A 26,869-nucleotide genomic window follows, 5' to 3' on the forward strand; every position below is an offset into this window, starting at 1 on the left:
TGAAGAAGCCAAGATTTTTCTTGGCTTCTTTTTAATGTCTCTCTTTTTCATTATCGTGGTTTGGAAAAAGAAAGCCCAGTCCTAGGCATGTTAGGATTCCTGCAACAATCAGGATACTGTTTGAAATAGGGAGCAAGTCATAGATTGCATTAGCAATCATTAAACCAATCAAAGTACTCATGAAACTAGATTTATAATCTTTTTTGATAAGATTTTCTATTGCAAAGAAAGCAAAAAGGGCGACTGGAAAGAGTGGCCAAAGGGACACCTCCAATTTTGGGAAGCCGAGAATACTGTAAGTGATAACTGTTACTGCTGTACCGATTAATCCAATACCTATTACTTTAGTCATGTTTTTACCTCGTTTTCTATATCTGAAAGATATTTTGCTTTAACACCTACTAAGTTATCAAAAGGTTAACTTACGGACAATATCATTTGTCTATGTGGTTCATTCTAGAATCTATTCGGTCAAAAAGGACTGTTTTGTTATCAAGTAAAGAAAAGAGGGAATATTTTACTGTAAAGGTAAAGCGCTTACATAAAAAGGAGTATAATGATATTGAAAGATGTTTTCTCTAAGATTAAATGAAAGGTGGGGTAGTTGTATGTCCCGAAAAACTTGGTATTATATACTTATCTTTTTTGAAGTATTGTTAGCTCTTTCTATGCTTAGGTCTTATGGTTTGCATTTTGAGTATGAAACGCTCAATTCTGTATCTGTACTAAGTTCTCAACTTCCACAGCAAGTCGTTTTAGTATGGTTTGTTTTTAGGCTTTTGAAGGACAAGCGTAAAGCTGAGGGCGTCTTAGCTGTGCTTGCTTTCCATATTTGTCAGCTAGTTACCTATTTCATAATACCGGCTTCCATTTTTAAGCCCTGGTTGGTTTCGCCAGTTTTAACTGTAATTTGTTTAGCTTGGCTTGTTATTATGATTATGAAGGCAGAGCTTCCAACTCTCTTAGTTTCCTTTAAAAGCCCATTAGCTTGGCAGTCCTCTGTCTCCCTTCTTGGACTAGGGATGGTAGCTGTAGTATGGAGCACACACTATATAAATATTGATTTAGAAGATTTAAGTAGTCTTACTTCCATACTGTATCCTATACTAGAGTGTGCAAGTATCTTCCTACTACTTAACTTGATGACTGAAAAAACTCAAAAGAAATTAAGAATTTCTTCAATCCTTATCATAATCATTAGTTTACTTGAGTTGATTTATGCTTTCTTAGTTGACCATATCATTACTGATGTCTCTCTTTTTCTACTAGTAGTATCAGCCTATCTGGTCTATCGTGTAAGTGGCAACACTTCCACACTAGTTAAAAAATGGCAGAAGAAGTATGGGTTTGAGTTGAGTGAGGATGACCTACTGGTGGAGAAAAGAACCAAACCAGTCATTGAAAAGCGTAAGGTTTATGATTATGCGGAGAGCCAAAGACAACCAAATCCTCAAAGTCTTCATTCTCCTTGGCTTTGGACAGCTTTTATTCTATCCTTGAGGAATTTAGTTTTTAATATAATTGCAGTTTTCAATTATCCTACTGATGAAACCAATCCCTTAGCAGGTATCGGTTGGTTTATGTACTTCATCGTGATGATTCCATTAATTATTATTCCTACTGTGATGCTTCCAAATGCCATAAGAACTGCTGACAAAAACCGTCTATATATAGTTGCTATGTTATTTATTTTAGTTGCAAGAAGCTCTATAGAACAACTTATCGTTCCAGCCTTAGTTTTGTACGGCGTATCGAAAATAAAAGAGGAGTAGCCATAAAACAAGAAGTCCCCTAGACCTAGTCTGGGGGACTTGTTGTTTTGATGTTGTTTTAGAATTGGCCCTAAATCAAGTTAATTTATGACTTGTCTCTATAAAAGAGGGTTAATGTAAAAACGATGGTCATCAATTGGAATAATTTGAACAGGATTTTGGTAGAAGTCAGCTAAAACTTCCGGTGTGATGATATCATTTTTTGGTCCTTTTGCCACGATTTTTCCTTGACGGAGTAGGAGAATGTGGTCCATCTTTTCAGTGATCTCTTCAGCATGGTGGGTGACGTAAAGGACCAGTGGTGCGTGAGGAAGCGAGGTGATACGGTCAATCTGACGTAAGAGCTTTTCGCGGGCAAATAGGTCCAAGCCAACAGTCGCTTCGTCAAGAATAATGATGTCAGGATCTTCCATGAGACTGCGAGCAATCAAACAGATTTGCTTTTCTCCTTGAGAAAGGCCACGGTATTTACGACCAATCAAATCTCCAGCACCAAGTGAAGTCAGCATATCCTTGGCTTCTTGTAGCTCTTTGTCTCCATAGGCTTTGTAGAGGATTGAGCTCTTGTATTTACCTGTAAGGACGATTTTTTCAGCTGTCATATGTTGAGGAAGACGCTCAGTGATGAAGGAGCTGACGATACCGATGTGTTGACGAAGACCTGTGATGTCTCCATTCCCAAAGGTGTAGCCTAGTATCTCAGCCTTTCCCTCAGAAGGGAAGAATTCAGCTGTCAACAAACGTAGGAGGGTTGATTTTCCAGCACCGTTAAGTCCCAGGATAGCCCAGGTTTGTCCTTTTTCAACTGTCCAGTTAAGGTCAGACAAAAGTGTTTTTCCTTGGCGGGCCAAGCTGACATTTTCTAAGCGTATAAGTGACATAAGTCTCTCCTTCGGTGATAAATTACTCTAATTATAGCATAAAATAGGAACCTATATTGGGAAATTGTGATATAATGGAAGTCAGAATTTTTTTAGAGGAGAAGAAAAAATGGAAGACTCCAGTGGTCAGTCCTTATTATTTCAATCTATTTTATTACTAATATTAACCTTGCTTACGGCCTTTTTCTCAGCATCAGAGATGGCTTTAGTATCACTAAACCGTTCACGTGTGGAACAAAAGGCTGAAGAAGGCGACAAGAAATTTATTCGCCTACTCAAGGTTCTTGAAAATCCAAACAACTTCCTATCAACTATCCAAGTTGGTATTACCTTTATTAGCCTCTTACAGGGGGCCAGTCTCTCTGCGTCACTAGGTGCAGTGATAGCGACTTGGTTTGGTCATGTGGCTTGGGCTAAGACAGCGGGTAGCATGATTTCTTTGGTTGTCTTGACCTATATCTCTATCGTTTTTGGGGAACTTTATCCAAAACGTATCGCTATGAATCTCAAGGAAAATCTAGCCATCTACTCGGCACCTGTCATTATTGTTACAGGTAAGATTGTTAGTCCCTTTGTTTGGATTCTTTCAGCATCGACAAATCTTGTGTCTCATTTGACGCCTATGACCTTTGATGATGCGGATGAGCAGATGACTCGGGATGAGATTGAGTACATGTTGGCCAAGAGTGAAGATACACTTGAGGCTGAAGAAATTGAAATGCTCCAGGGGATTTTCTCTCTTGATGAATTGATGGCACGTGAGGTTATGGTCCCTCGTACAGATGCCTTCATGATTGATATTGAAGACAATACTCAAGAAAATATCCAAGCTATTCTCAAGGAAAGTTTCTCTCGTATCCCTGTTTACGAAGATGACAAGGATAAGATTATCGGTGTCATTCATACTAAAAACCTTCTAAAAGCAGGTTTTGAACTTGGTTTTGAAAATATCAAACTTCGCCGAATCATGAACGAACCTCTCTTTGTTCCAGAGACTATCTTCGTAGATGATCTCTTGGCAGACTTTCGTAACACCAATAATCAGATGGCTATCTTGCTTGATGAATACGGTGGCGTTGCTGGTCTTGTTACCTTCGAGGACCTTTTGGAAGAAATCGTTGGTGAGATTTACGACGAAACAGATAAATCTAGTGTGGAAGTTCGTGAAATTGGTGAGAATACTTATATTGTCGAAGGAGCTATGACTCTTAACGACTTCAATGAACATTTTGATACAGAACTTGAGAGTGATGACGTTGATACTATCGCAGGTTATTATTTGACTGGTGTGGGGGCCATCCCAACTCAAGAAGTTAAGGAACACTATGCAGTTATCAACAAGGACAAACACCTCGAATTTATCAATGATAAGGTTAAGGATGGTCGCGTAACCAAACTTAAGGTAATCATCACGGCAGCTCCAGAAGAGGCAGAAGAATAGTTTTCTACATGTTTTTATTAGAAAATATTGAAACTTAAAAGCGACTATCTACTAATTAGGCACTTGCTCTCATTATGAGTGAAAGTGCTTTTTCTTATCTATCTTGGAATATCCGCTTATCAAAATAATAAGATTAGAAAATGTCTATAAAGCACGTTATAAAGCCTTTTTTACCTATCCAAACTGCTAGACTTTGTCAGAAAAAGAACTATAATTTTGGAGATGCTCTAACATATTTTAGCGTATTGATAGATTTAGAATAAAAATAAATAAGATTTTAATTAAAACAGTCTTTTATTACTTTTTTATGGTAGAATATAAATTGACTGATAAATGAAAAAAGGAGAATCTTAATGGCTTCTAAAAAATCTATATATAGTAGCTTGCTTTTACTCACCCTTACCCTAGGAGCTTTTGTACCAGTAACTTCTTTTGCGGACGACGGTATTGCGACAAATGATGCTGTTCTTACACAACCAACGACAGATCGTGCAGCAACAGGTCCTTCAACAGCCCCAAGTGATGGTGACTTGGCTCGTAGCAATGATTCAAACACAGGTGCGGCAACGCCAACAACACCTATAGCTCCTGAAGTACCAGCTGAACCAACAACACCAGCAACTCCAGAAACACCTGCGACACCGGCTCCAACAGCTGATTCATCTACAACACCAGCTGATAAACCAACTGAGAAACCATCCGATAAGCCAGAAGAACCGGCCTCACCAACTGATAAAGGGACAAGTGAAGCACCTCAAACCCCTGAAACTCCAGCAGTGAACGTTAATGGACAACCTGTTGTTACTGTAACACCAACAGCTCCAGTTGTCACTGCAGCTGGTCAAACAATTGTGTCTACACAAAACAGCCAAATTGTCATCGCTAACACTGATGGTACAACAAGTGTTGTCGCTCCTGAAGCAGTAGGATTCAAAGTGAATGCTGACGGTACATTGACTGGTAAAGATGCTAAAGGTAAGGAAGTTACACTTCCTAAGACTGGTGAAGCATCAACAGTAATCTTGACATTGGCAGGAACATTCTTTCTTGCTGCTGCAGCCTTTTTAGGGCTTAAGAAACGTGCCTAATAATATAGATGATAAAAGACTGGATTTTTCCAGTTTTTTTGTTTTTCTTCTGGTATAGTATAGATATCATTTAATTTTAGATGTATTATAGTATAACCTTTGCTTGAATTCAGGCAGATATGGAGCATGTTTCTGATAAAAGAGGTATAATAAAAACATGTAAAAAGCGTTTACAAGGAGGCTGCCATGGCAGAAATTGATTACAGTCAGGTGACTGGACTTGTTCATTCAACCGAAAGTTTTGGATCCGTAGATGGTCCGGGTATCCGTTTTATTGTTTTCATGCAAGGCTGTAAGATGCGTTGCCAATATTGTCATAATCCAGATACTTGGGCTATGGAGTCAAATAAGGCTGTTGAACGTACGGTTGAAGATGTCTTAGATGAGGCTCTTCGTTTCCGTCATTTCTGGGGTGAGCATGGTGGTATCACTGTATCAGGTGGTGAGGCCATGCTTCAGATTGATTTTGTCACTGCCCTCTTTACAGAGGCTAAGAAGCTAGGAATTCACTGTACGCTTGATACTTGTGGGTTTGCTTACCGCAATACTCCTGAGTATCATGAAGTTGTTGACAAACTTTTGGCTGTAACTGACTTGGTTCTACTGGATATCAAAGAGATTGATCCTGAACAACACAAGTTTGTGACCCGTCAACCTAATAAGAATATCTTGGAATTTGCTCAATATCTGTCTGATAAACAAGTTCCAGTCTGGATTCGCCATGTCTTGGTACCTGGTTTGACAGACTTTGACGAACACTTGATTAAGCTCGGCGAGTTTGTAAAGACCTTGAAAAATGTTGATAAATTTGAAATCCTTCCCTACCATACAATGGGTGAGTTCAAATGGCGTGAGCTCGGTATTCCATATCCTTTGGAAGGGGTCAAACCACCAACAGCAGATCGGGTCAAAAATGCCAAAGCTCTCATGCACACTGAAACGTATCAAGAGTATAAAAATCGTATCGGTGTTAAAACCTTGGATTGAAAAAGAAGCTCTTGACAAGGGCTTTTTAACTTTGCTATTATTTAAGGAGCAATAAAGAGCAGGTAAATTATGTTTCGTATTTTAAAATTTGATGATGACTTTGTTTATCTCAGTCATCCTGACGGGCGACTTAAGAAAATAGATCGCAAGCTTTTTGATTTTGATATAAAATTAGGAGACCGTATTGATGTCTACCAAGATGGGGACTTGACCGTTGTTACTCCAGCAGAAGTTCAAACGGACTTGAGCTTAGAGGGAGACAAATCTGTTAAATCACACCTCTTGCAAGGAATTTTAGATCTTTTCCTTGAGACTCTTAATATTCACAACAATCATTTGGGTGACTTGAAGAAGATTTTCACGCAATTATTGATTACACTCTTCATGGCTTGGAGCTTGCTAGGTGTTATTCTGGTTGAGATTCTTCTTTTCGCAGAATCGATTATTGTTTTCCTATGGAGACTCTTGGTTCGTCTTATTAAGTGGATGCATATTAAAGATAACACTAAGGTCTTGATTGATGAGACGCAAAAACGTCATGCTAAGCGTGAGCGTCAAAAAGCTCAAAGACTTGAGCAGGAAAGACGTCGTCAGGAAGAGCTAGAAGAACGTGAATACCTTCGTGAAACAGAACGTCAAAAGGAACTCATGATTGTTGAAGCTAGCCTTAGTCAGGAAGCAGAGCGTGAGAGCCTTTCAACTAGCCTTGCTTTGGAGCAAGCAGGTGCCTCAAGTCAATCTGCTAGTGAAGACTTGGTCGAAGAAAGCCAGTCAACTTCAGAGTCAGAAGTGATGTCTGAATCAGCAAAGTCTGAAAAATAGAACAAAAAAAGAACTGAGAGTTAAAATCTCGGTTCTTTTTCATATGAAAAAAGCACCAGAGGTGCTTGTGAGAGGTGACTAAAGTGTTTTTTCAGAGTCACGAACAATGAGCAAGTCAACTTTTGCGTGACGGAGAATGTATTCAGAAGATGAACCAATAAGCAAGCGTTCAAAAGTATTGAGACCAGTGGCACCAACCATAATAAGGTCAACATTTTCCTTATCAGGGATATCAACAGCCAAGAGGCTCTTAGGATTACCGAACTCAATAACTTTGCGAATCTTGGTTAAACCAGCTTCTCTGGCTTGGCGTTCAAAGTCAGCCAAAACAGCTTTAGCTTCGTCTTCTAGTTTTTCATAGATATAAGAGTCGAAAGTCGCAACGCTTTGAAGGGCGCGTGTATCGATAACGTGTACCAATAGTAACTGAGCATTATTACGTTTTGCAACGTGCACACCTTTAATAAAGGCCAGTTCTGATTCGTAAGAACCGTCGATAGCTACCATAATACGTTCATATTGTTGAGACATAAGCTCTACCTCCTATCTTTAGCTTTATTATACTCCTTTAATCAAAAAAATGAAAGCGTTGTTATGGATTTTCTGAAATCTTTTTTTGACTGCTTACTTTAGGATGTCCGTAGTAATGTGAAGATTTCAGTATTATCTAAAAATTGAAGATTGCATGAAAAAGAGGTATAATACAATCTGTTATTAGCTTCGTAAGAAACATGATAATTAAACAATAGGAAGACAAGTCTTCAGAAATGATACCAAATGGCTGAGCCTAAATAAAGTTGGTGTCAATAAAAGTGGAAATCCCCATCAGGTGTTGAATTTTCTTATTTTCTGCTAGATGTATCTGCTTTTAGTATCTTTTGAAAGGATTAACTTATGAAAACATTTGATAAATCATCAAAGTTGGAACACGTTGCCTATGATATTCGTGGACCAGTTTTGGATGAAGCCAACCGTATGATTGCTAACGGTGAAAAGATTCTTCGTCTTAATACGGGAAATCCTGCGGAATTTGGCTTTACAGCACCGGATGAAGTCATTCGTGATTTAATTATGAATGTTCGTAACAGTGAAGGGTATTCGGATAGTAAAGGGATTTTCTCAGCTCGTAAGGCGATTATGCAGTATTGCCAGTTAAAGGGATTCCCAAATGTAGATATTGATGATATTTATATTGGTAATGGTGTTTCAGAGATGATTTCCATATCTATGCAGGCCTTGCTTGATGATGGAGATGAGGTCTTGGTCCCAATGCCAGATTATCCTCTTTGGACAGCCTGTGTCAGTCTAGCAGGCGGTAATGCCGTACACTATGTATGTGATGAAAAATCTAACTGGTATCCAGATATTGATGATATCAAATCAAAGATTACATCAAATACTAAGGCAATTGTAGTCATCAATCCCAATAATCCTACAGGTTCGCTCTATCCTAAGGATGTTCTTGAACAGATTGTGGATATTGCTCGACAAAATGATTTGATTATCTTTGCGGATGAGATTTATGACCGCTTGGTTATGGATGGTAAGAAACATACTGCAATCGCTAGTCTTGCACCAGATGTCTTCTGCGTGTCTATGAATGGTCTTTCTAAGTCTCACCGCATCTGTGGTTTCCGTGTGGGTTGGATGGTTCTCTCTGGACCTAAAAAGAATGTCAAAGGCTATATTGAAGGGCTTAATATGTTGGCTAACATGCGTCTCTGTGCCAACGTGCTCTCTCAACACGTTATTCAGACTTCACTTGGTGGCTACCAATCCGTTGATGAGCTCTTGATTCCTGGAGGGCGTATCTATGAACAACGTGAGTTTATCACGAATACCGTAAACGCTATTCCAGGGCTATCAGCTGTTAAGCCAGATGCAGGGCTTTACATCTTCCCTAGGATTGACCGTAACATGTATGATATTGAAGATGATGAAGAATTCTGTCTTCGTCTCTTGAAGAAGGAGAAGGTTCTCCTAGTTCCAGGTAAAGGCTTTAACTGGAATGAACCAGATCACTTCCGTATTGTCTATCTTCCTCGAGTGGAAGAGTTGGCTGATCTCGGTAATAAAATCGAACGAGTCTTGTCATATTACAAGCGCTAATTCCTTAAAAAACTGGACAATAAGGCTTGTCCGGTTTTTATTGTTTCTAAAAGGGGGATATATTTGAGCAAAATCTGAACATTCTTCCTAAAAATGCCATAATATACTTAATATAATGAATAGTAGAATAATAAATAATTTTCAGACAATTGTTTGCAATTTCTGGGTTAAGTGTGCTATAATGATAGGGCTAGTGAGTCTTGACGCAGAAGATTAGTACAAGGCTTGATATTATTATGACTACAATAGAAAGTGAAGACAATAAATATGGCAAATTTGCTGGCTAAAACACGTAAAATTACATCTATCTTGCAACGCTCAGTAGACAGCTTGGAAGGAGATCTTCCATACAACAACATGGCTGCTCAATTGGCGGATATCATTGATTGTAACGCTGCTATCGTTAATGGTGGTGGTGCTCTCCTTGGTTTTGCCATGAAGTACAAAACCAACAATGATCGTGTGGAAGAGTTTTTTGAAGCTAAACAACTTCCAGAAGAATACACACGTGGTATCAGCCGTGTTTATGATACTCAAGAAAACATTGGTATTGACAGTGACTTGACCATTTTCCCAGTGGAGTCAAAAGATGACTTCCCAGATGGTTTGACTACAATTGCCCCAATCTATGGTGGTGGTATGCGTCTTGGTTCTTTCATCATTTGGCGTAACGACCATGATTTTGTGGATGAAGATCTTATCTTGGTTGAGATTGCCTCTACGGTAGTTGGTTTGCAATTGTTGAACCTTCAAACAGAGAATTTGGAAGAAACGATTCGTAAACAAACAGCTATTAACATGGCTATTAATACCTTGTCTTACTCAGAAATCAAGGCGGTTTCAGCTATCTTGAATGAATTGGACGGTTTGGAAGGCCGCTTGACAGCGTCTGTTATCGCTGACCGTATCGGAATTACGCGTTCAGTTATCGTTAATGCCCTTCGTAAGTTGGAATCAGCTGGTATTATTGAGAGCCGTTCACTCGGTATGAAAGGGACTTATCTTAAAGTCCTTAACGAAGGTATCTACGACAAACTGAAAGAATACGAATAAGAAGAATACTGAAAGAGAGTGAGGTAGGAGGACCTGCCCCACTTTTTTTAAAAGGAGATAGTAGCATGACAAAGGCATTGATATCAATTGATTACTCTTATGATTTTGTGGCAGATGATGGGAAGTTGACGGCTGGTAAGCCTGCCCAAGCCATTGAAGATCGTATTGCTCAGGTAACTCAAGAAGCCTATGACAATGGGGATTATATCTTTGTTGCCATGGATCGACATGATGAAGGAGATACCTTCCATCCTGAGACTAAACTCTTTCCACCTCACAATATTGCAGGGACATCTGGGCGAGAACTTTATGGTAAGTTAGCTAGTGTATATGATGCCATCAAGGACGACCATCGTGTCTTTTGGATGGACAAGCGACACTATTCAGCCTTTTCCGGAACGGATTTAGATATTCGTTTACGTGAGCGTCGTGTGACGACAGTTGTTTTGACGGGAGTTTTAACAGATATTTGTGTGTTACATACGGCCATTGATGCTTATAATTTGGGCTATGATATCGAGGTGGTAGAGAGTGCAACAGCCTCCTTGACACCTGAAGCTCATGACTTTGCTATTGGACATTTTAAAAATGTTCTTGGAGCAACAATTGTGGAGTAAGAGTTAGTTCTTACTCTTTTTTTATCATTGTCATAATGGAGAGAGGATTGAGAGTGGGAATCTGTCCTACTCTCAATTTTTTGTCTAAAATCATAGGATAGTATCAGTTTTTCGTAGTTTACTATAAGAAAACGATTACAGGCTATTGTATACTATTACCATATTAAGTCGAAATATATAGGAGGTAGAATAATGACTAAAAAATTAACTTTTCCTGATGGATTTTTGTGGGGTGGAGCGACAGCAGCCAACCAATGTGAAGGTGCCTATGATGCTGATGGGCGTGGTTTAGCCAATGTTGACGTGGTACCAATTGGTGAGGATCGCCTTTCCATTATCACTGGACGTCGCAAGATGTTTGATTTTGAGGATGGTTATTTTTATCCGGCCAAGGAAAGTATCGATATGTACCACCGTTACAAGGAAGATATTGCTCTCTTTGGTGAAATGGGCTTTAAGACCTATCGTCTTTCTATTGCTTGGTCACGTATTTTTCCTAAGGGTGATGAGGCTGAGCCAAATGAAGCTGGGCTTGCCTTTTACGAGGACCTCTTCAAGGAATGTCACAAGCATGGTATTGAACCTTTGGTGACGATCACACACTTTGATTGTCCAATGCACTTGATTACCGAGTATGGAGGATGGCGTAATCGTAAGATGCTTGGCTTCTATGAAAATCTTTGCCGTACCCTTTTCACACGCTTTAAAGGTTTGGTTAAGTACTGGCTCACTTTCAATGAAATCAACATGATTCTCCATGCCCCATTTATGGGAGCAGGACTCTGCTTTGAAGAGGGTGAGAATGAGGAGCAGGTTAAATATCAGGCTGCTCACCATGAGTTGGTAGCCTCAGCTATGGTGACGAAATTGGCTCATGAGATTGACCCTGAAAATAAGGTCGGTTGTATGTTGGCAGCAGGTCAATATTATCCAAATACAGCCCATCCACGTGACTACTGGGCAGCTATGCAAGAAGACCGTAGTAGCTATTTCTTTACTGATGTTCAAGCTCGTGGAGAGTATCCAAATTATGCTAAGAAACAGTGGGAACGTGATGGCATTGAGCTTGAGATGACGGAAGAAGATTTGGCCCTTCTTAAAGAGCATACTGTTGATTTTATTTCCTTCTCTTACTATGCAAGTCGTGTGGCTTCAGGTGATCCAGAAGTTAATGAAAAGACTGCTGGAAATATCTTTGCCTCTATTAAAAATCCCTATTTGGAAGCTTCAGAGTGGGGCTGGCAAATTGACCCACTAGGCCTTCGTATTACGCTCAATGCTATTTGGGATCGTTACCAAAAACCGATGTTTATCGTTGAAAATGGGCTTGGTGCTGTGGATACGCCAGATGAAAATGGTTATGTTGAAGACGATTACCGTATCGACTACTTGGCAGCCCACATCAAGGCTATGCGTGATGCTATTAATGAAGATGGTGTAGAGCTTTGGGGCTACACAACCTGGGGCTGTATCGACCTTGTTTCTGCTGGAACTGGTGAAATGAAGAAACGTTATGGCTTCATCTATGTGGACCGAGATAACGATGGTAATGGTAGTCTTAAACGCTCTAAGAAGAAATCATTTAACTGGTACAAAGAAGTTATCGCAAGTAACGGTGCCTCTGTAGAATAGGGTGTGAGTTCTCGACTAATGACATCTACGGTAAAGGTGGCGAGCAAGAGAATCTACAAGATCTGATTGATACTCTTGGGGCAGGTGACTTCATCCAACTTCGGGGTCATGCGGATTTGCGTGAAGTTTACCCACAGTATGAACTTTATGTCACCACCTCTCAGTGGGAGACCTTTGGCTTGACTCTGATGGAAGCGGTGGGAGCAGGTCTAGCCTTGGTTGGTTTTGATGCTCGTTATGGCAATCCAACTTTCATCAAAGATGGTGAGAATGGCTATCTGGTCCCTTATAGCGAGACTTTGGATGAGGACCTACTCGTTTCTCAGATGGCTGACAAGATTGTATTTGCCTTAGAAAGTGATCTTGAGTCTATGCACCAAGCCTCATATAACCTGGCAAAATAGTATTTGAAACCAGAAATCCTAGAGGATTGGAGAAAGCTCTTGATAGCCATACGATAAGTGTTTTGAAAAAGCTCTATCTCTGTAAACTGTAGTGACAAAAAAGTTACTACAGTTTTTTTATCCTCCAAGCAAAATAGGCCTAATTATGGTAAAATAGAACGTATTGAAAAATCATCATTTCACGAAAGGAAGCAAGATGAAAATTACGCAAGAAGAGGTAACCCACGTTGCCAATCTTTCAAAATTGAAATTCTCCCCAGAAGAGACTGCTGAGTTTGCGACAACCTTGTCTAAAATTGTCGACATGGTGGAATTGTTGGAAGAAGTGGACACAACAGGTGTTGCCCCAACAACGACCATGGCTGATCGCAAGACCGTATTGCGTCCGGATGTTGCTGAAAAAGGGACTGACCGTGACCGCTTGTTTAAAAATGTACCTGAAAAAGATAACTACTACATCAAGGTACCAGCTATCCTAGAAGATGGAGGAGATGCCTAATGTCATTCAACAATAAAACCATTGAAGAGTTGCACGACCTCCTTGTCTCTAAGGAAATCTCGGCAACGGAATTGACACAAGCGACGCTTGATGATATCAAGGCGCGTGAAGAAGCAGTCAATGCCTTTGTAACGGTGGCTGAAGAAGCTGCCCTTGCACAAGCTAAGGCCATTGATGAAAAAGGAATCGATGCAGACAACCTCTTGTCAGGTATTCCACTCGCAGTCAAAGACAATATCTCAACAGATGGCATCTTGACCACTGTGGCATCAAAAATGCTCTATAACTACGAGCCAATCTTTGATGCGACAGCTGTTGCCAATGCCAAAGCCAAAGATATGATTGTCATCGGGAAGACCAACATGGATGAATTTGCCATGGGTGGATCTGGTGAAACATCTTACTATGGCGCGACTAAAAACGCTTGGGACCACAGCAAGGTGCCTGGTGGATCTTCAAGTGGTTCTGCTGCAGCTGTAGCTTCAGGTCAAGTCCGTTTGTCTCTTGGTTCAGATACAGGTGGTTCCATCCGTCAACCGGCTGCTTTTAACGGGATTGTTGGTCTCAAACCTACTTATGGAACAGTTTCACGCTTTGGTCTCATTGCTTTTGGTAGCTCACTTGACCAAATTGGTACTTTCTCACCAACGGTTAAGGAAAATGCCCAATTGCTCAATGTCATTGCCAGCGAAGATGCCAAGGACTCAACTTCTGCACCTGTTCGTGTAGCAGACTTTACTTCTAAGATTGGTCAAGACATTAAAGGGATGAAGATTGCCCTTCCTAAGGAATACCTCGGTGAAGGGATCGACCCAGAAGTCAAAGAAACCATCCTTAATGCGGCCAAACACTTTGAAAAATTGGGAGCAACTGTCGAAGAAGTCAGCTTGCCTCACTCTAAATACGGGGTTGCCGTTTACTACATCATCGCTTCATCTGAAGCTTCTTCAAACTTGCAGCGTTTCGACGGTATTCGCTATGGTTTCCGTGCGGAAGATGCTAAAAACTTGGATGATATCTACGTGAACACTCGTAGCCAAGGCTTTGGCGATGAGGTCAAACGCCGTATCATGCTTGGTACCTTTAGTTTGTCATCTGGTTACTACGATGCTTACTACAAGAAAGCTGGTCAAGTCCGTACCCTCATTATCCAAGACTTCGAAAAAGTCTTTGCGGATTACGACCTTATCCTTGGTCCAACAGCTCCAAGCGTGGCCTTTGATTTGGATTCGCTCAACCATGATCCGGTTGCCATGTACCTGGCTGACCTCTTGACCATTCCAGTCAACTTGGCAGGTCTTCCAGGGATTTCGATTCCTGCAGGTTTTGCGCAAGGTCTTCCAGTTGGTTTGCAGTTGATTGGTCCTAAGTATTCTGAAGAAACAATCTACCAAGCTGCAGCTGCCTTTGAAGCAACGACGGATTACCACAAGCAACAACCCCTTATTTTCGGAGGTGACAATTAATGAATTTTGAAACAGTCATCGGACTTGAAGTCCACGTTGAATTGAATACAAACTCAAAAATTTTCTCACCAACCTCTGCCCACTTTGGGAACGAGCAAAATGCCAATACCAATGTGATTGACTGGTCTTTCCCAGGGGTGCTTCCTGTCTTGAACAAGGGTGTTGTAGATGCTGGTATCAAGGCTGCTTTGGCGCTGAATATGGATATCCATCAGCACATGCACTTTGACCGTAAGAACTATTTCTACCCTGATAATCCAAAGGCCTACCAAATTTCGCAATTTGACGAGCCAATCGGTTACAACGGTTGGATTGAAGTGCAATTGGAAGACGGCTCAACTAAGAAAATCGGGATTGAACGTGCCCACTTGGAAGAAGATGCCGGTAAGAACACGCACGGAACAGATGGATTCTCTTACGTAGACCTTAACCGTCAAGGGGTTCCATTGATTGAAATCGTATCTGAAGCGGACATGCGTTCTCCAGAAGAAGCCTACGCTTATTTGACAGCTTTGAAAGAAGTCATCCAGTACACAGGTATTTCAGACGTCAAGATGGAAGAAGGATCTATGCGTGTAGATGCCAACATTTCCCTTCGCCCATATGGTCAAGAGGAATTTGGTACCAAGACTGAGTTGAAAAACTTGAACTCTTTCTCAAACGTCCGTAAAGGTCTTGAATACGAAGTGCAACGCCAAGCGAAAATCTTGCGTTCAGGTGGTGTCATTCGTCAAGAAACACGCCGTTACGATGAAGCCAACAAGAGTACTATCCTTATGCGTGTCAAAGAAGGAGCAGCGGATTACCGTTACTTCCCAGAACCAGACCTTCCATTGTTTGAGATCTCAGATGAGTGGATTGAGGAAATGCGTACTGAGTTGCCAGAGTTTCCAAAAGACCGTCGTGCTCGCTACGTGGCAGAGCTTGGTTTGTCTGACTATGATGCCAACCAATTGACAGCGACGAAAGTTACTTCTGACTTCTTTGAAGCAGCTGTAGCCCTTGGTGGAGATGCCAAACAAGTGTCTAACTGGCTCCAAGGTGAAGTCGCGCAATTCTTGAACGCAGAAGGCAAAACGCTTGAAGAAATCAAGTTGACACCAGAAAACTTGGTCGAAATGATTGCCATCATCGAAGATGGAACCATTTCATCTAAGATTGCCAAGAAAGTCTTCGTTCACTTGGCGAAAAACGGTGGCGGTGCGCGTGAATACGTTGAAAAAGCTGGTTTGGTACAGATTTCAGATCCTGAAGTCTTGATCCCAATCATCCACCAAGTCTTTGCAGACAATGAAGCAGCCGTAGCCGACTTCAAGTCAGGTAAACGTAACGCTGACAAGGCCTTCACCGGCTTCCTCATGAAAGCAACCAAAGGCCAAGCCAACCCACAAGTAGCCCTCAAGCTACTTGCTCAAGAATTGGCTAAGTTGAAAGAAGAGTAATAGATAAACAACCAGCCGAAAGGTTGGTTTTTTCTTTGCAGGGTATACAAAAACTCCTACGAATCGACTCGTTAGGAGTTTTTGAAAAAGACTAAGTGACTTTAGAAATGAGGAAGAGCTGAAGCAACCTTCATTTCTTCAGGAACAGTGACAATAACTTGATGAGCTTTTAAATGATATTTATCAATAATCCATTGGCGAAGTTTTTCTTTAGAGACATTAGAAGTACCTCGGAATTCCTGTCCATTATCATGAGCTGTCCAGTCTCCCATTTTCTTAAAATCGGTATTCTTAAGTAAGTCAGGGTATTGATCTAGCTCCTTAAGATGAACGATAGTAAAGGTGTTATCGTCACGTACAATGACGTTTTTCTTTAAAGCCTTACTTAAGTACCAGAAGAGCATAGCAACAGCACTAACTCCAACAACAAGTCCTGCAAAAGCAATTAAAAACTGTATGAAATTCATAATATTGCCTCCTTATGGGACATAGTATACTCCTTTTATAAAACGTTTTCAAATAAAAAATAATCTGTTACTTTCCGTAGTATTATGGAAAAAGAATGCGTTTTCATTGTCGCTTGTGAAGTTTATAATAGAAGTATCAAAGTCAGGAGGAAAAACGATGACTACTTTTAAAGATGGATTTTTGTGGGGTGGTGCTGTAGCTGCTCATCAACTTGAAGGTGGATGGCAAGAAGGTGGTAAGGGTATCAGTGTTGCTGATGTCATGACAGCTGGTCGCCATGGAGTTGCCCGTGAAATTACACCGGGTGTTTTGGAAGGTAAATATTATCCAAATCATGAGGCCATAGATTTTTACCATCGTTACAAAGGAGATATAGCGCTTTTTGCTGAAATGGGATTTAAGTGCTTCCGAACATCAATTGCTTGGACACGTATTTTCCCAAAGGGTGATGAATTAGAGCCCAATGAAGAAGGGTTGCAGTTTTATGATGATCTTTTTGATGAGTGCTTGAAGCATGGAATTGAACCTGTAATTACTTTATCCCATTTTGAGATGCCTTATCATTTGGTTACAGAATATGGTGGGTGGAAAAATCGCAAATTGATTGATTTCTTTGTTCGCTTTGCAGAAGTCGTATTCAAACGTTATAAAGATAAAGTTAAATACTGGATGACCTTCAATGAAATCAACAATCAGGCCAATTACCAGGAAGATTTTGCACCATTTACGAACTCAGGTATTGTATACGAGGAAGGTGACGACCGAGAAGCTATTATGTATCAAGCAGCACACTATGAGTTAGTAGCCTCTGCTCGAGCAGTAAAAATTGGCCATGAAATCAATCCAGACTTTCAAATTGGTTGTATGATTGCGATGTGTCCTATTTATCCTGCAACTTGTAATCCTAAAGACATTTTAATGGCCATGAAGGCTATGCAAAAACGTTATTACTTTACTGACGTACATGTTTTTGGTAAATATCCTGAACACATTCTCAAGTATTGGGAACGTAAAGGAATTTCAGTTGATTTTACAGATCAAGATAAAGAGGATTTACTTGGAGGAACAGTAGACTATATTGGATTTAGTTACTATATGTCTTTTGCTATCGATTCTCATCGTGAGAATAATCCTCATTTCGATTATCTTGAAACGGAAGATTTGGTCAAAAATAATTATGTTCAGGCATCTGAGTGGGAGTGGCAAATTGACCCAGAGGGCTTACGTTATGCATTAAACTGGTTTACTGATCACTATCATCTACCACTTTTTATTGTTGAAAATGGTTTTGGTGCCATAGACCAAGTTGAAGCAGATGGCATGGTTCATGATGATTATCGAATTGATTACCTAGGTGCCCATATTCGTGAAATGAAAAAAGCTGTAGTTGAAGATGGCGTTGATTTAATGGGCTATACACCTTGGGGCTGTATTGACCTGGTTTCAGCCGGTACCGGTGAGATGAGGAAACGTTACGGATTTATCTATGTGGATAAAGATGATGATGGACAGGGAAGTTATGAACGATCACCGAAGAAATCATTTAATTGGTATAAAGAAGTTATTGCATCTAATGGTGCAACGGTAGAATAAAATTAAGAAGCTGGGCGTATTCCCAGCTTCTTTAGTAAACATAGGAGAATAAATATAATTGGTAGCATTGCAGCAATTTTAACAACATTTGCCTTTTTACCACAAGTTGTGCGTGTGGTAAAAACAAAAGATACTGAATCAATTGCCTTAGGGATGTATGTTATGCAGGTTATTGGTATTGCTTTGTGGCTTGCCCATGGCCTTCATATTGGTGACTTACCTTTGATTTTGGCTAATAGTGTTTCGTTCTTGCTATCTGGTATTATTTTGATTTATAAATTGAAGTACAAATAATTATTTTCCGTATCGTTGAGGAAAAATCAGCAATGGTAATTGTAAGCGCTTTACTTTATAATTAAAGTGTAAATAAGAAATAACCCAATCAGGTATCAATTTGATGGGATTAGATTAAAGGAGAAAATCTTATGGCAAAAGCGTTGATTATTTGTGCGGCAGGAATGTCTTCATCACTCATGGCGAAGAAAACAACGGAGTTTCTAAAGGGAAAAGGTCAGGATATAGAGGTTGACGCTATTAGTGCTACTGAAGGCGGAAAAGCTATTGCAGCATCAGAGTTTGATTTGTACCTTGTAAGTCCTCAAACAAAAATGTATTTTAAACAGTTTGAAGAAGCAGGTGCTAAAGTCGGAAAACCAGTTGTTCAAATTCCACCGCAAGCTTATATTCCAATTCCAATGGGAATTGAAAAAATGGCTAATTTAATTGTAGAAAACATCTAATCTTTGATAAAGAAATAATGTTAATAACAAGGTTTGATTAATATTATCTATTAACTAAATTATAAATGATTCATAATATGACTTATGCTCAATAAAAAGAATTTAAGGTGTGAAAATATCCTATAATGGAAGGTGAGAATATCATTTTTAGGAGGATATGAGAGTGTCAAATACTAGAGAAAAAGGCATCCTTCAATTCTTGTTAAAGCACAGGGAACGTTATGTTACAAGTAAGGAACTTGCTGAATACTTGTCCTGTTCGGATAGAACTGTACGTAATCACTTGAAATCAATTGATCAAACCTTAAATCTCCAAGGTGTTAGGTTAGTGTCAAAACAAGGACAAGGCTATCGACTAATTTTTGAAAGTCAAGAAGTTTGCCAAACCTTTCGTCTAATCTATGAATTAGGCAACGATTATAGTACAAAAACGTCTATGTCTCAAGGTGATGATCGTCTAGCCTTCATTTTAAATAAGCTCTTGTTTGAACAGGTTCCGGTTCTTTTTGATGATTTAGTTGAGGAGCTATATGTTAGTCGATCAACTTTATCTAATGATTTTAAAAAGATTCGCCAGATGCTAGCTGACTATAGCTTAACTATAGAGAGTAGAGCGAATAAAGGTGTCTATGTTTCTGGTGAAGAACGTGACAAACGTCGCTTTATTATGAGTTATTTCTTGGAAAATCAGTTTTTTAAAGCATTGCATACTTATGTGAAGTCAAATTTTTTTGACCAAAATCTTCCATTAGAGGAGTTGGCAAAGATTGTTTTAGAAGAATGTCAGGAAGCTAATCTGAAGTTATCGGATTTTGTCTTACAAAATTTAGTTGTTCATATAGCATTAGCAATAGGTCGTATCAAGTCTGGTTTTGAAATTAGTAACTTAGACTGTCAGATGGTAGACAATGACATTGAACGCCAGGTTGCTAAGAGGATTCTTTCAAGAGTCAGTAGTGTAACCAATCAGGAATTTCCAGTTCAAGAGATTGATTATATTACCCTACATCTGTTAGCTAAAAGTCAGTTACCCCAAAACAATCAAACAGAGTTTTCTAAAGAGGCACTGAGAGACTCGGTGGTCCAAAGCTTTAAAACCTTAGGGTTAGATGATATATATCACTTTTCTTCGGATTTTCAGCTTATTGAGAGCCTTATAACTCATTTGATGACCTTACAGGTACGTTTAGCCAGTCATATTAATCTTAGTAATCCATTGGTAGATGAGGTTAAACAGAATTATAGTGATGTATTCTTCATGACCAAGGAAATTCTTGCAAATATGGAAGCTTTTTCACAGGCTACTATATCTGACGATGAAATAGTTTATGTCTGTCTTCATTTCTTGGCTGCTATCGAACGTCGAAAAGAAAACCATAAATTTTCAGTATTGGCGATTTGTGCGACAGGATTTGGAGCTGCTCAAATGCTTAAAAATCGTCTTGAATCTGAGCTTGGGAATCGTATAGAGGTGGTTGATGTCATAGGTTACTATGAGTTGAACCAAGAAAAAATAGACGGTATTGATTTTATTGTATCGGCTGTTGATTTATCAAACCTTTACTTTCAGATACCAGTTTTTACAGTGAGTGTTTTTCTTAAAACCGAAGAAATATCTCAGATCCGTCAGGCTATGGACCAGATGCAAGTTTCGAGAATTGGAAATCGTTCAGAAGTAGCTCGGATTAAAGACGATAATTTTAAACAATACTTTAGTCAAGATAACTTCTTTGTATGGACGAAATGCGATAAAACACGACTATTGGAAGAAATGGCTGAAGGTCTATCTGTCGGTGAATCAGATGATTTCAAACAATCTTTACTTTACGAAATTAAACAGCGTGAGGACTTAAGTTCTGTCGTCTTTTCCCAAAGAGTTGCAGTTCCACATCCCATTAGACCATTGGGGAAAGAAGTTAAAGTCTCAGTTGCTATCTGTCAAGAACCTATATCTTGGGATAATCAAAGTTCACATATTCAACTTGTTTTTCTTTTATCACCATCATTATATGGTAATGATGGGTTGAAGGATGTGACGAAGAAAATAGTTTCCTTAACAGAAAATGATGACTTACAAAAGCAATTAATCAATTGCAAGGATTTTGAAGATTTTATTACAATTTTTGAAAAAATAACATAGGAGGTTCATATGAATCAAGAAGAACTACAGGTTGCAGCCTTTGAAATTATTCTTCATTCAGGCACTGCTAGAACAGAAATTCATGAAGCGTTTGCTGATATGCGAGAAGGACGTTTTGACGAAGCGGAAGCTAAGTTAGACCATTCAAATGAAGAAATTTTAGAAGCACACCATGCACAAACAAAACTTTTGCAAGACTATGCAAGTGGTGTGGAAATCAAGATTGAAATTATTATGGTGCATGCTCAAGACCATTTAATGACTACAATGACTCTATTGGAAGTGGCAAAAGAAATGCTGGTTCTTCATAGAAAGGTTGGCTAAGCATATATAGTTAAACAAGGAGGAAGACAATGACAAAAAAAGAACAACTAGAAATCGAGCGTCAACGTCGGGAGACAGCATTAAAAAATACTTTCTTTAATCGCTATCTTCTTCTACGTTATACAATAGCACTCTTCTTTTTTGGCAATATTTATTGGCTTTTGAATCAATTTATTCGTCCTTCTTTTGTTATTGTTCTCCCTATTACATTAATTGTATTAGCGATTTTGGCTACTGTTGAGCAGTTTCGATTGTATGGCAAGCGTGATGAACGTTTGAAGGTGACTCAGATGTTTATTCGCTCACAGGCAGTTATTCAGATGGGACTACTTGTTCTAACTTGGACGAGTTTGTTCACAACTCTTTTCCCAATTTTTGAAAATAATCAAGCTGCACGTTTCTTCGTTTTCGTTATTCTTTTACTAGGTTTTGGCCTATGCTTGTTAAATCTTAAAAGAATTCAAGAAATATATGAACGTAAAGATAAGGCTTATCAACGCTTTATCCAGTTAGAAAAGAGTTCTGTGACCTTATAGCACCTTGAAAAAGGATAACTATTGAAATAAATTTATAATTATTATTAAGGAGGTCCGATTATGGATCAACAAAACGGATTATTTGGTTTCCTTGAAAATCATGTCATGGGACCAATGGGGAAACTTGCTCAGTTTAAAGTTGTACGTGCAATCACGGCAGCAGGTATGGCAGCTGTACCATTTACTATTGTTGGCTCAATGTTCTTGGTATTTAGTATTTTGCCACAAGCCTTCTCATTCTGGCCAATTGTAGCTGATATTTTCTCAGCTTCATTTGATAAGTTTACTTCTCTATACATGGTTGCTAACTATGCTACTATGGGTTCTCTCTCACTTTACTTTGTTCTCTCACTTGCTTATGAGTTAACCAAAATCTATGCAGAAGAAGAAGAACTAAATATGAATCCTCTTAACGGTGCTCTTCTTGCGCTCATGGCTTTCATTATGACAGTTCCACAAATCATTTTTGACGGTGGAATGATGAAGGCTGTAGGTAGCCTAAAAGAAGGTGCAGTCGTTGTTGACGGTTGGGCAATGGGTAATGGAGTTACTCGCTTTGGTACTACTGGTATTTTCACAGCTATTATCATGGCTATTGTGACAGTCCTTATTTATCGTACATGTGTAAAACGTAATTGGGTTATTAAAATGCCTGAAGCTGTTCCAGAAGGAGTTTCACGTGGATTTACAGCCTTGATTCCAGGATTCGTCGTTGCATTTGTAGTTATCTTTATTAATGGTGCACTCGTAGCGCTGGGAACTGACATCTTTAAAGTTATTGCTATTCCATTTGGGTTTGTTGCTAACCTAACTAACTCATGGATTGGATTAATGATTATTTATCTTTTAACTCAACTTCTCTGGATTGTGGGGATTCATGGCGCGAACATTATCTTTGCTTTCGTTAACCCGATCGCACTTGCTAACATGGCAGAAAATGCTGCTGGTGGACACTATGCTGTAGCTGGTGAATTTTCTAACATGTTTGTTATCGCTGGTGGATCAGGTGCAACTCTTGGCCTTTGTCTATACATTGCTTTTGCTGCTAAGTCAGAGCAACTAAAAGCGATTGGACGTGCCTCAGTTGTTCCAGCATTGTTCAACATTAATGAACCTTTGATTTTTGGTTTGCCAATTATCTATAATCCAGCATTAGCAATTCCATTTATCTTGGCGCCAATGGTTACAGCTACTATTTACTACTTTGTTAATGCATTACATTTGATTAATCCTGTTATTGCACAAGTTCCATGGCCAACGCCAGTTGGAATCGGAGCCTTCTTAGGAACTGCAGACCTCCGTGCGGTTGTGGTTGCTCTTGTCTGTGCAGTTGCTGCCTTCCTTGTTTACTTCCCATTCATCCGTGTTTACGATAAGAAATTGTTAAAAGAAGAACAAGAAGCTTAATTTATGATTAAAGATCTTAACGTTTGTTAAGGTCTTTTTTGTTATACTAGTGATATTCAATAAAGAATATTTTAAACAGGAGCAACCCTATGAACAAATTCTTAAGAGTCCTATTTATCCTTGTCATCCTAGCCATGACTGGTGCTATTATTTTTCAGCTATTCTTCCCAACCTATATGGGAAGTCATTCGGGTTACGGTATTTCAGTTGGATGGCAGAGGGAGATTGGTATTTGGAATGTGGCGGTTCTGGTCATCCTCCTTGCCGTTAACCTAAAGTACGATTGGTTTTATCTGAGAGCAGTTCTGATTGCTTTGATTCTAGGAGGCCTAGGTATTGGAACCAATCATTTCCTTAGCTATCTTCAATACCATCACTCTGTTAATGCTGTTGGAGCTTTTGAGAATTATCTTTTAGTCCTTGGCTGGATTGTCGGTTGGTGGCTGGAAAATTCTTCAAGAAAAACAGTTTAATTTTTCTGAAGTTATCGCCTGGCTCACAACTCCCTGTGTTATAATAAATAGGCATTATCATAATCGAGGAAAACACATGTCTAAACAATTAAAAGGTAGTCTGATGGTCATAACTGCTGGGATTGCCTGGGGAGTCTCAGGGGTTTCTGGTCAATACTTGATGGCTCATGGGGTTAATGTCAATCTTTTGACGAGTTTACGTTTGCTTCTGTCTGGTATTTTACTAACGGCTTCGGTCTTTTTTAGGCAGCGAGACAAATTAGTACAAGCTATTAAAGATAGAAAAACCTTAGTAAGTATCGCCTTATTTGCGCTCTTTGGTCTGGTACTAAATCAGTACGCCTATCTTAGTGCTATTCAATACACTAATGCTGGGACAGCGACGGTCTTGCAGTATGTCACCCCAGTTATCATCCTGGCTTTTGTATGTGCAAAATATCGTAGGTTCCCAACAGCAGCAGAGCTAGTGGCGATTATCATGGCTATTGTGGGAACCTTTACCATCGCAACGCATGGTCAGATAAGGGAGCTGGCGATTACACCTCTGGGCTTGTTCTGGGGTCTCTTTTCGGCGGTGACCTATGCACTTTATATCTTACTGCCTGCTAAGGCTATTGAAAAATGGGGAAGTTTGATTGTCATTGGTTTAGGTCTGTTGATTGGTGGTTTAATCTTTCCGATTGTTATCCAAGCCTGGAAGTACGAGCTACCCTTGACTAGTGGAAATCTTCTAGCACTCTTTGGGTTGGTCTTCATTGGGACAGTCTTTGCTTACACCGTTTTCCTTAAGGGGACAACCATGGTTGGAGCTGTCAAAGGGAGTCTCTTGGCTTCGGTAGAACCTATAGCGTCGGTCATTTTGACCGTATTAATTATGGGGGACCGCTTCTTTGCCATTGATGTGGTTGGAATGTTTTTAATTGTTCTTGCTGTTATCATCATATCGCTTAAGAATTTAGTTGCCCTTAAAAAACAAGAAAAAATTCAAAGATAAGATTGGAGCCTGAGTGATCGTGGCTCTTTTCTTTATTGTTCTGTAAAGGATGTTCTTAAAAAATAGGACTTAAGTCTCACACATAAACCTTAAAAATATGGTAGAATAAGAGGTAAACTAACATTTTGGAGAGAAAATGACTATAGACGATTATAGGCCCCATTTTATGGTGGAGGCTGTTTATGATTTGAAACCTGACCAGCTACGTGAACACGGTATTCGTGCCGTCTTGGTCGATTTGGACAATACCTTGATTGCTTGGAACAACCCTGATGGGACTCCTGAGCTACGTGCTTGGTTGGATGAGATGACAGAGGCTGATATTCCGGTAGTTGTGGTCTCTAACAATAAATATGAACGTGTTGAACGTGCGGTTGCCAATTTCCATGTGGATTTCGTGAGTCGTGCCATGAAGCCTTTCACTAAAGGCATTAATGAAGCGATTGAGCGTTACCACTTTAACCGAGACGAGGTCGTTATGGTGGGAGACCAGCTAATGACTGACATCAGAGCTAGCCACAGAGCTGGAATTCGATCGATTTTGGTTAAGCCTTTGGTGAAATCAGATGCTTGGGTAACCAAGTTTAACCGTTGGCGTGAACGTCGCATGTGGAAAAAGATTGAAAAAGCATATGGTCCAATGACCTTCAACAAAGGAATTTAATGGAAGAATTATTTTGTATTGGGTGTGGAGCCCAAATTCAAACAGAAGATAAAGAAAAAGCAGGTTTCACACCTGCTAGCTCTATTAAAAAGGCCGAAGAAACAGGTGAGTTATACTGCCAACGCTGTTTCCGTCTTCGTCATTACAATGAGATTGTGGACGTCCACATCACAGATGATGAATTTTTAAAATTGCTTCATGAAGTTGGTGATAGTGATGCCCTCGTTGTCAATGTCGTTGATATTTTTGATTTTAATGGATCAATCATACCAGGCTTATCACGCTTTGTTTCGGGTAATGATGTGCTCTTGGTTGGAAATAAAAAGGATATCCTGCCTAAATCTGTTAAAGATGGTAAGGTAACCCAATGGTTGACAGAACGTGCCCACGAAGAAGGGATGCGTCCGGTGGATGTCATGTTGACGTCTGCCCAAAATCACCACGCCATTAAAGAGCTAATCCAACGTATTGAAAACCTCCGTAAGGGTCGTGATGTCTATGTTGTTGGTGTGACGAATGTTGGTAAATCAACCTTAATCAATGCCATTATCAAAGAAATTACTGGTGATAAAGATGTTATCACAACCTCTCGTTTTCCAGGAACGACCCTTGATAAGATTGAAATCCCTTTGGATGACGGTAGCTATATTTTTGATACACCAGGAATTATTCACCGACACCAGATGGCACACTATCTGTCAGCGAAGGATCTCAAGTATGTTAGTCCTAAGAAGGAAATTAAGCCAAAAACTTACCAGTTAAATGCAGGACAAAGCCTATTCCTAGGCGGTCTTGGACGTTTTGACTTTATTGATGGGAATAAGCAAGGTTTTACAGCCTTCTTTGATAATAACTTGAAGCTACATCGTACCAAACTTGAAGGCGCAGATGCCTTCTATGATAAGCATGTTGGAAGTCTCCTCATGCCTCCTGGGCCAAAGGATCTTGCCGATTTTCCGAAACTTGTCCGTCACGAGTTCACTGTCAAAGATAAGACAGACATTGTCTTCTCAGGATTAGGATGGATCCGTGTCCAAGGAAAAGCTGCCCAACCAACCATCGTTGCTGCTTGGGCACCAGAAGGTGTTGGCGTTGTCGTACGAAAAGCGATTATTTAAACTTAATTAAGTAGTTAAAAGTATAAAAAGAGTCTTTTCAATGAACATGAGGTTTGCCTAGATTTACGTCATGAGCAAACGATGTATTTTTCGCAGTGATAGTCCAAGTAACATAAAATGTGACTTGGATTCGGAATTTTTGAGACCCTAGGTTCAAAAATTAGCTATGAAACCGAAGGTTTGCTAGCGTCCGTATCAC

At 39.6% G+C, this 26,869-nt stretch carries 27 protein-coding genes and 1 pseudogene; 24 read left to right on the plus strand and 4 right to left on the minus strand.

Annotated features, from left to right (window positions below; translation table 11 throughout):
• Positions 1–31 precede the first annotated feature (31 nt).
• The gene (locus AX663_RS02155; RefSeq protein WP_002891695.1) at positions 32–352 is read right to left on the minus strand and encodes a hypothetical protein; all 321 of its coding nucleotides are present in this window, start codon (positions 350–352) and stop codon (positions 32–34) included.
• Positions 353–608: 256 nt separating this feature from the next.
• Here AX663_RS02155 and AX663_RS02160 point away from each other — a divergent pair, with 256 nt between their 5' ends.
• Positions 609–1,772 (plus strand): hypothetical protein, encoded by a 1,164-nt coding sequence (locus tag AX663_RS02160; protein WP_060972567.1) that lies wholly within the window; start codon positions 609–611, stop codon positions 1,770–1,772.
• A gap of 98 nt (positions 1,773–1,870) precedes the next feature.
• On the opposite strand, the gene AX663_RS02165 is transcribed toward AX663_RS02160, so the two are convergent.
• Positions 1,871–2,653, minus strand: coding sequence for an ABC transporter ATP-binding protein (locus tag AX663_RS02165; RefSeq protein WP_060972568.1), 783 nt, complete (start codon positions 2,651–2,653; stop codon positions 1,871–1,873).
• 109 nt (positions 2,654–2,762) lie between these two features.
• On the opposite strand from AX663_RS02165, the gene AX663_RS02170 reads away from it, so the two are divergent.
• From AX663_RS02170 to AX663_RS02185, 4 genes are all read left to right on the plus strand, one after another.
• Positions 2,763–4,094, plus strand: a complete 1,332-nt coding sequence (locus AX663_RS02170) for a hemolysin family protein (RefSeq protein ID WP_060972569.1) — start codon at positions 2,763–2,765, stop codon at positions 4,092–4,094.
• A 353-nt stretch (positions 4,095–4,447) separates the two neighbouring features.
• Entirely contained in the window at positions 4,448–5,182 is a 735-nt protein-coding gene (locus AX663_RS02175) for an LPXTG cell wall anchor domain-containing protein (protein WP_049546022.1), read from the plus strand.
• Between the two features lie 186 nt (positions 5,183–5,368).
• A complete protein-coding gene (pflA, locus tag AX663_RS02180; RefSeq protein ID WP_002891689.1) occupies positions 5,369–6,169 on the plus strand; it encodes a pyruvate formate-lyase-activating protein in 801 nt (266 codons plus the stop codon).
• A 69-nt stretch (positions 6,170–6,238) separates the two neighbouring features.
• Positions 6,239–6,991 carry a hypothetical protein gene (locus tag AX663_RS02185; protein ID WP_002891688.1) on the plus strand — a complete coding sequence of 251 codons (753 nt, stop codon included), beginning with the start codon at positions 6,239–6,241 and terminating at the stop codon, positions 6,989–6,991.
• Between the two features lie 78 nt (positions 6,992–7,069).
• On the opposite strand, the gene AX663_RS02190 is transcribed toward AX663_RS02185, so the two are convergent.
• Positions 7,070–7,522: a universal stress protein gene (locus AX663_RS02190; RefSeq protein ID WP_002891687.1), complete on the minus strand. Its 453-nt coding sequence runs from the start codon at positions 7,520–7,522 to the stop codon at positions 7,070–7,072.
• Between the two features lie 363 nt (positions 7,523–7,885).
• Between AX663_RS02190 and AX663_RS02195 the strand changes: the two genes are divergently transcribed.
• The 8 genes and pseudogenes from AX663_RS02195 (at position 7,886) to gatB (ending at position 16,213) form a co-directional block, all read left to right on the plus strand.
• On the plus strand, positions 7,886–9,100 hold the full coding sequence (locus AX663_RS02195; protein ID WP_004183315.1) for a pyridoxal phosphate-dependent aminotransferase: 1,215 nt from the start codon (positions 7,886–7,888) through the stop codon (positions 9,098–9,100).
• Positions 9,101–9,367: 267 nt separating this feature from the next.
• Positions 9,368–10,153 carry a GTP-sensing pleiotropic transcriptional regulator CodY gene (gene codY, locus AX663_RS02200; RefSeq protein ID WP_002884784.1) on the plus strand — a complete coding sequence of 262 codons (786 nt, stop codon included), beginning with the start codon at positions 9,368–9,370 and terminating at the stop codon, positions 10,151–10,153.
• A gap of 65 nt (positions 10,154–10,218) precedes the next feature.
• Positions 10,219–10,770 carry a cysteine hydrolase family protein gene (locus AX663_RS02205; RefSeq protein ID WP_014634960.1) on the plus strand — a complete coding sequence of 184 codons (552 nt, stop codon included), beginning with the start codon at positions 10,219–10,221 and terminating at the stop codon, positions 10,768–10,770.
• Between the two features lie 192 nt (positions 10,771–10,962).
• Positions 10,963–12,402, plus strand: a complete 1,440-nt coding sequence (locus AX663_RS02210; RefSeq protein ID WP_060972570.1) for a 6-phospho-beta-glucosidase — start codon at positions 10,963–10,965, stop codon at positions 12,400–12,402.
• 20 nt (positions 12,403–12,422) lie between these two features.
• A pseudogene (locus AX663_RS10260) lies at positions 12,423–12,806 on the plus strand (glycosyltransferase); the annotation flags it as partial.
• Positions 12,807–13,002: 196 nt separating this feature from the next.
• On the plus strand, positions 13,003–13,305 hold the full coding sequence (gene gatC / locus AX663_RS02220) for an Asp-tRNA(Asn)/Glu-tRNA(Gln) amidotransferase subunit GatC (RefSeq protein ID WP_002884769.1): 303 nt from the start codon (positions 13,003–13,005) through the stop codon (positions 13,303–13,305).
• Entirely contained in the window at positions 13,305–14,771 is a 1,467-nt protein-coding gene (gene gatA, locus AX663_RS02225; protein ID WP_060972571.1) for an Asp-tRNA(Asn)/Glu-tRNA(Gln) amidotransferase subunit GatA, read from the plus strand. The genes gatC and gatA overlap by 1 nt, the downstream gene beginning before the upstream one ends.
• Positions 14,771–16,213, plus strand: a complete 1,443-nt coding sequence (gene gatB / locus AX663_RS02230; RefSeq protein ID WP_003018306.1) for an Asp-tRNA(Asn)/Glu-tRNA(Gln) amidotransferase subunit GatB — start codon at positions 14,771–14,773, stop codon at positions 16,211–16,213. Before gatA ends, gatB begins: the two co-directional genes overlap by 1 nt.
• 101 nt (positions 16,214–16,314) lie before the next feature.
• Here the strand turns inward: gatB and AX663_RS02235 are convergent, their stop codons facing one another.
• Positions 16,315–16,680 carry a hypothetical protein gene (locus AX663_RS02235; protein ID WP_037599146.1) on the minus strand — a complete coding sequence of 122 codons (366 nt, stop codon included), beginning with the start codon at positions 16,678–16,680 and terminating at the stop codon, positions 16,315–16,317.
• Positions 16,681–16,837: 157 nt separating this feature from the next.
• Between AX663_RS02235 and AX663_RS02240 the strand changes: the two genes are divergently transcribed.
• The 11 genes from AX663_RS02240 (at position 16,838) to yqeH (ending at position 26,670) form a co-directional block, all read left to right on the plus strand.
• On the plus strand, positions 16,838–18,274 hold the full coding sequence (locus AX663_RS02240; protein WP_037599147.1) for a 6-phospho-beta-glucosidase: 1,437 nt from the start codon (positions 16,838–16,840) through the stop codon (positions 18,272–18,274).
• Positions 18,275–18,328: 54 nt separating this feature from the next.
• Entirely contained in the window at positions 18,329–18,568 is a 240-nt protein-coding gene (locus AX663_RS02245; protein ID WP_004183305.1) for a SemiSWEET transporter, read from the plus strand.
• A gap of 131 nt (positions 18,569–18,699) precedes the next feature.
• The gene (locus AX663_RS02250) at positions 18,700–19,014 is read left to right on the plus strand and encodes a PTS cellobiose transporter subunit IIB (RefSeq protein ID WP_003096262.1); all 315 of its coding nucleotides are present in this window, start codon (positions 18,700–18,702) and stop codon (positions 19,012–19,014) included.
• Positions 19,015–19,171: 157 nt separating this feature from the next.
• Positions 19,172–21,154 (plus strand): BglG family transcription antiterminator, encoded by a 1,983-nt coding sequence (locus AX663_RS02255; protein WP_155123762.1) that lies wholly within the window; start codon positions 19,172–19,174, stop codon positions 21,152–21,154.
• 9 nt (positions 21,155–21,163) lie between these two features.
• Positions 21,164–21,478 (plus strand): PTS cellobiose transporter subunit IIA, encoded by a 315-nt coding sequence (locus AX663_RS02260; RefSeq protein ID WP_003096270.1) that lies wholly within the window; start codon positions 21,164–21,166, stop codon positions 21,476–21,478.
• A gap of 29 nt (positions 21,479–21,507) precedes the next feature.
• The gene (locus tag AX663_RS02265) at positions 21,508–22,014 is read left to right on the plus strand and encodes a hypothetical protein (protein ID WP_004183299.1); all 507 of its coding nucleotides are present in this window, start codon (positions 21,508–21,510) and stop codon (positions 22,012–22,014) included.
• A 60-nt stretch (positions 22,015–22,074) separates the two neighbouring features.
• Complete coding sequence (gene celB / locus AX663_RS02270) at positions 22,075–23,421, plus strand: PTS cellobiose transporter subunit IIC (protein ID WP_037599149.1); 1,347 nt, start codon at positions 22,075–22,077, stop codon at positions 23,419–23,421.
• Between the two features lie 89 nt (positions 23,422–23,510).
• Entirely contained in the window at positions 23,511–23,894 is a 384-nt protein-coding gene (locus tag AX663_RS02275; protein ID WP_060972573.1) for a hypothetical protein, read from the plus strand.
• A 76-nt stretch (positions 23,895–23,970) separates the two neighbouring features.
• On the plus strand, positions 23,971–24,888 hold the full coding sequence (locus AX663_RS02280; RefSeq protein ID WP_060972574.1) for a DMT family transporter: 918 nt from the start codon (positions 23,971–23,973) through the stop codon (positions 24,886–24,888).
• Between the two features lie 136 nt (positions 24,889–25,024).
• The gene (locus tag AX663_RS02285; RefSeq protein ID WP_002891674.1) at positions 25,025–25,552 is read left to right on the plus strand and encodes a YqeG family HAD IIIA-type phosphatase; all 528 of its coding nucleotides are present in this window, start codon (positions 25,025–25,027) and stop codon (positions 25,550–25,552) included.
• Positions 25,552–26,670, plus strand: a complete 1,119-nt coding sequence (gene yqeH / locus AX663_RS02290) for a ribosome biogenesis GTPase YqeH (protein ID WP_060972575.1) — start codon at positions 25,552–25,554, stop codon at positions 26,668–26,670. The genes AX663_RS02285 and yqeH overlap by 1 nt, the downstream gene beginning before the upstream one ends.
• Positions 26,671–26,869: the final 199 nt, after the last annotated feature.

The sequence above is a fragment of the Streptococcus sp. CCH8-H5 genome, from assembly GCF_001556505.1.
GTDB lineage: Bacteria > Bacillota > Bacilli > Lactobacillales > Streptococcaceae > Streptococcus.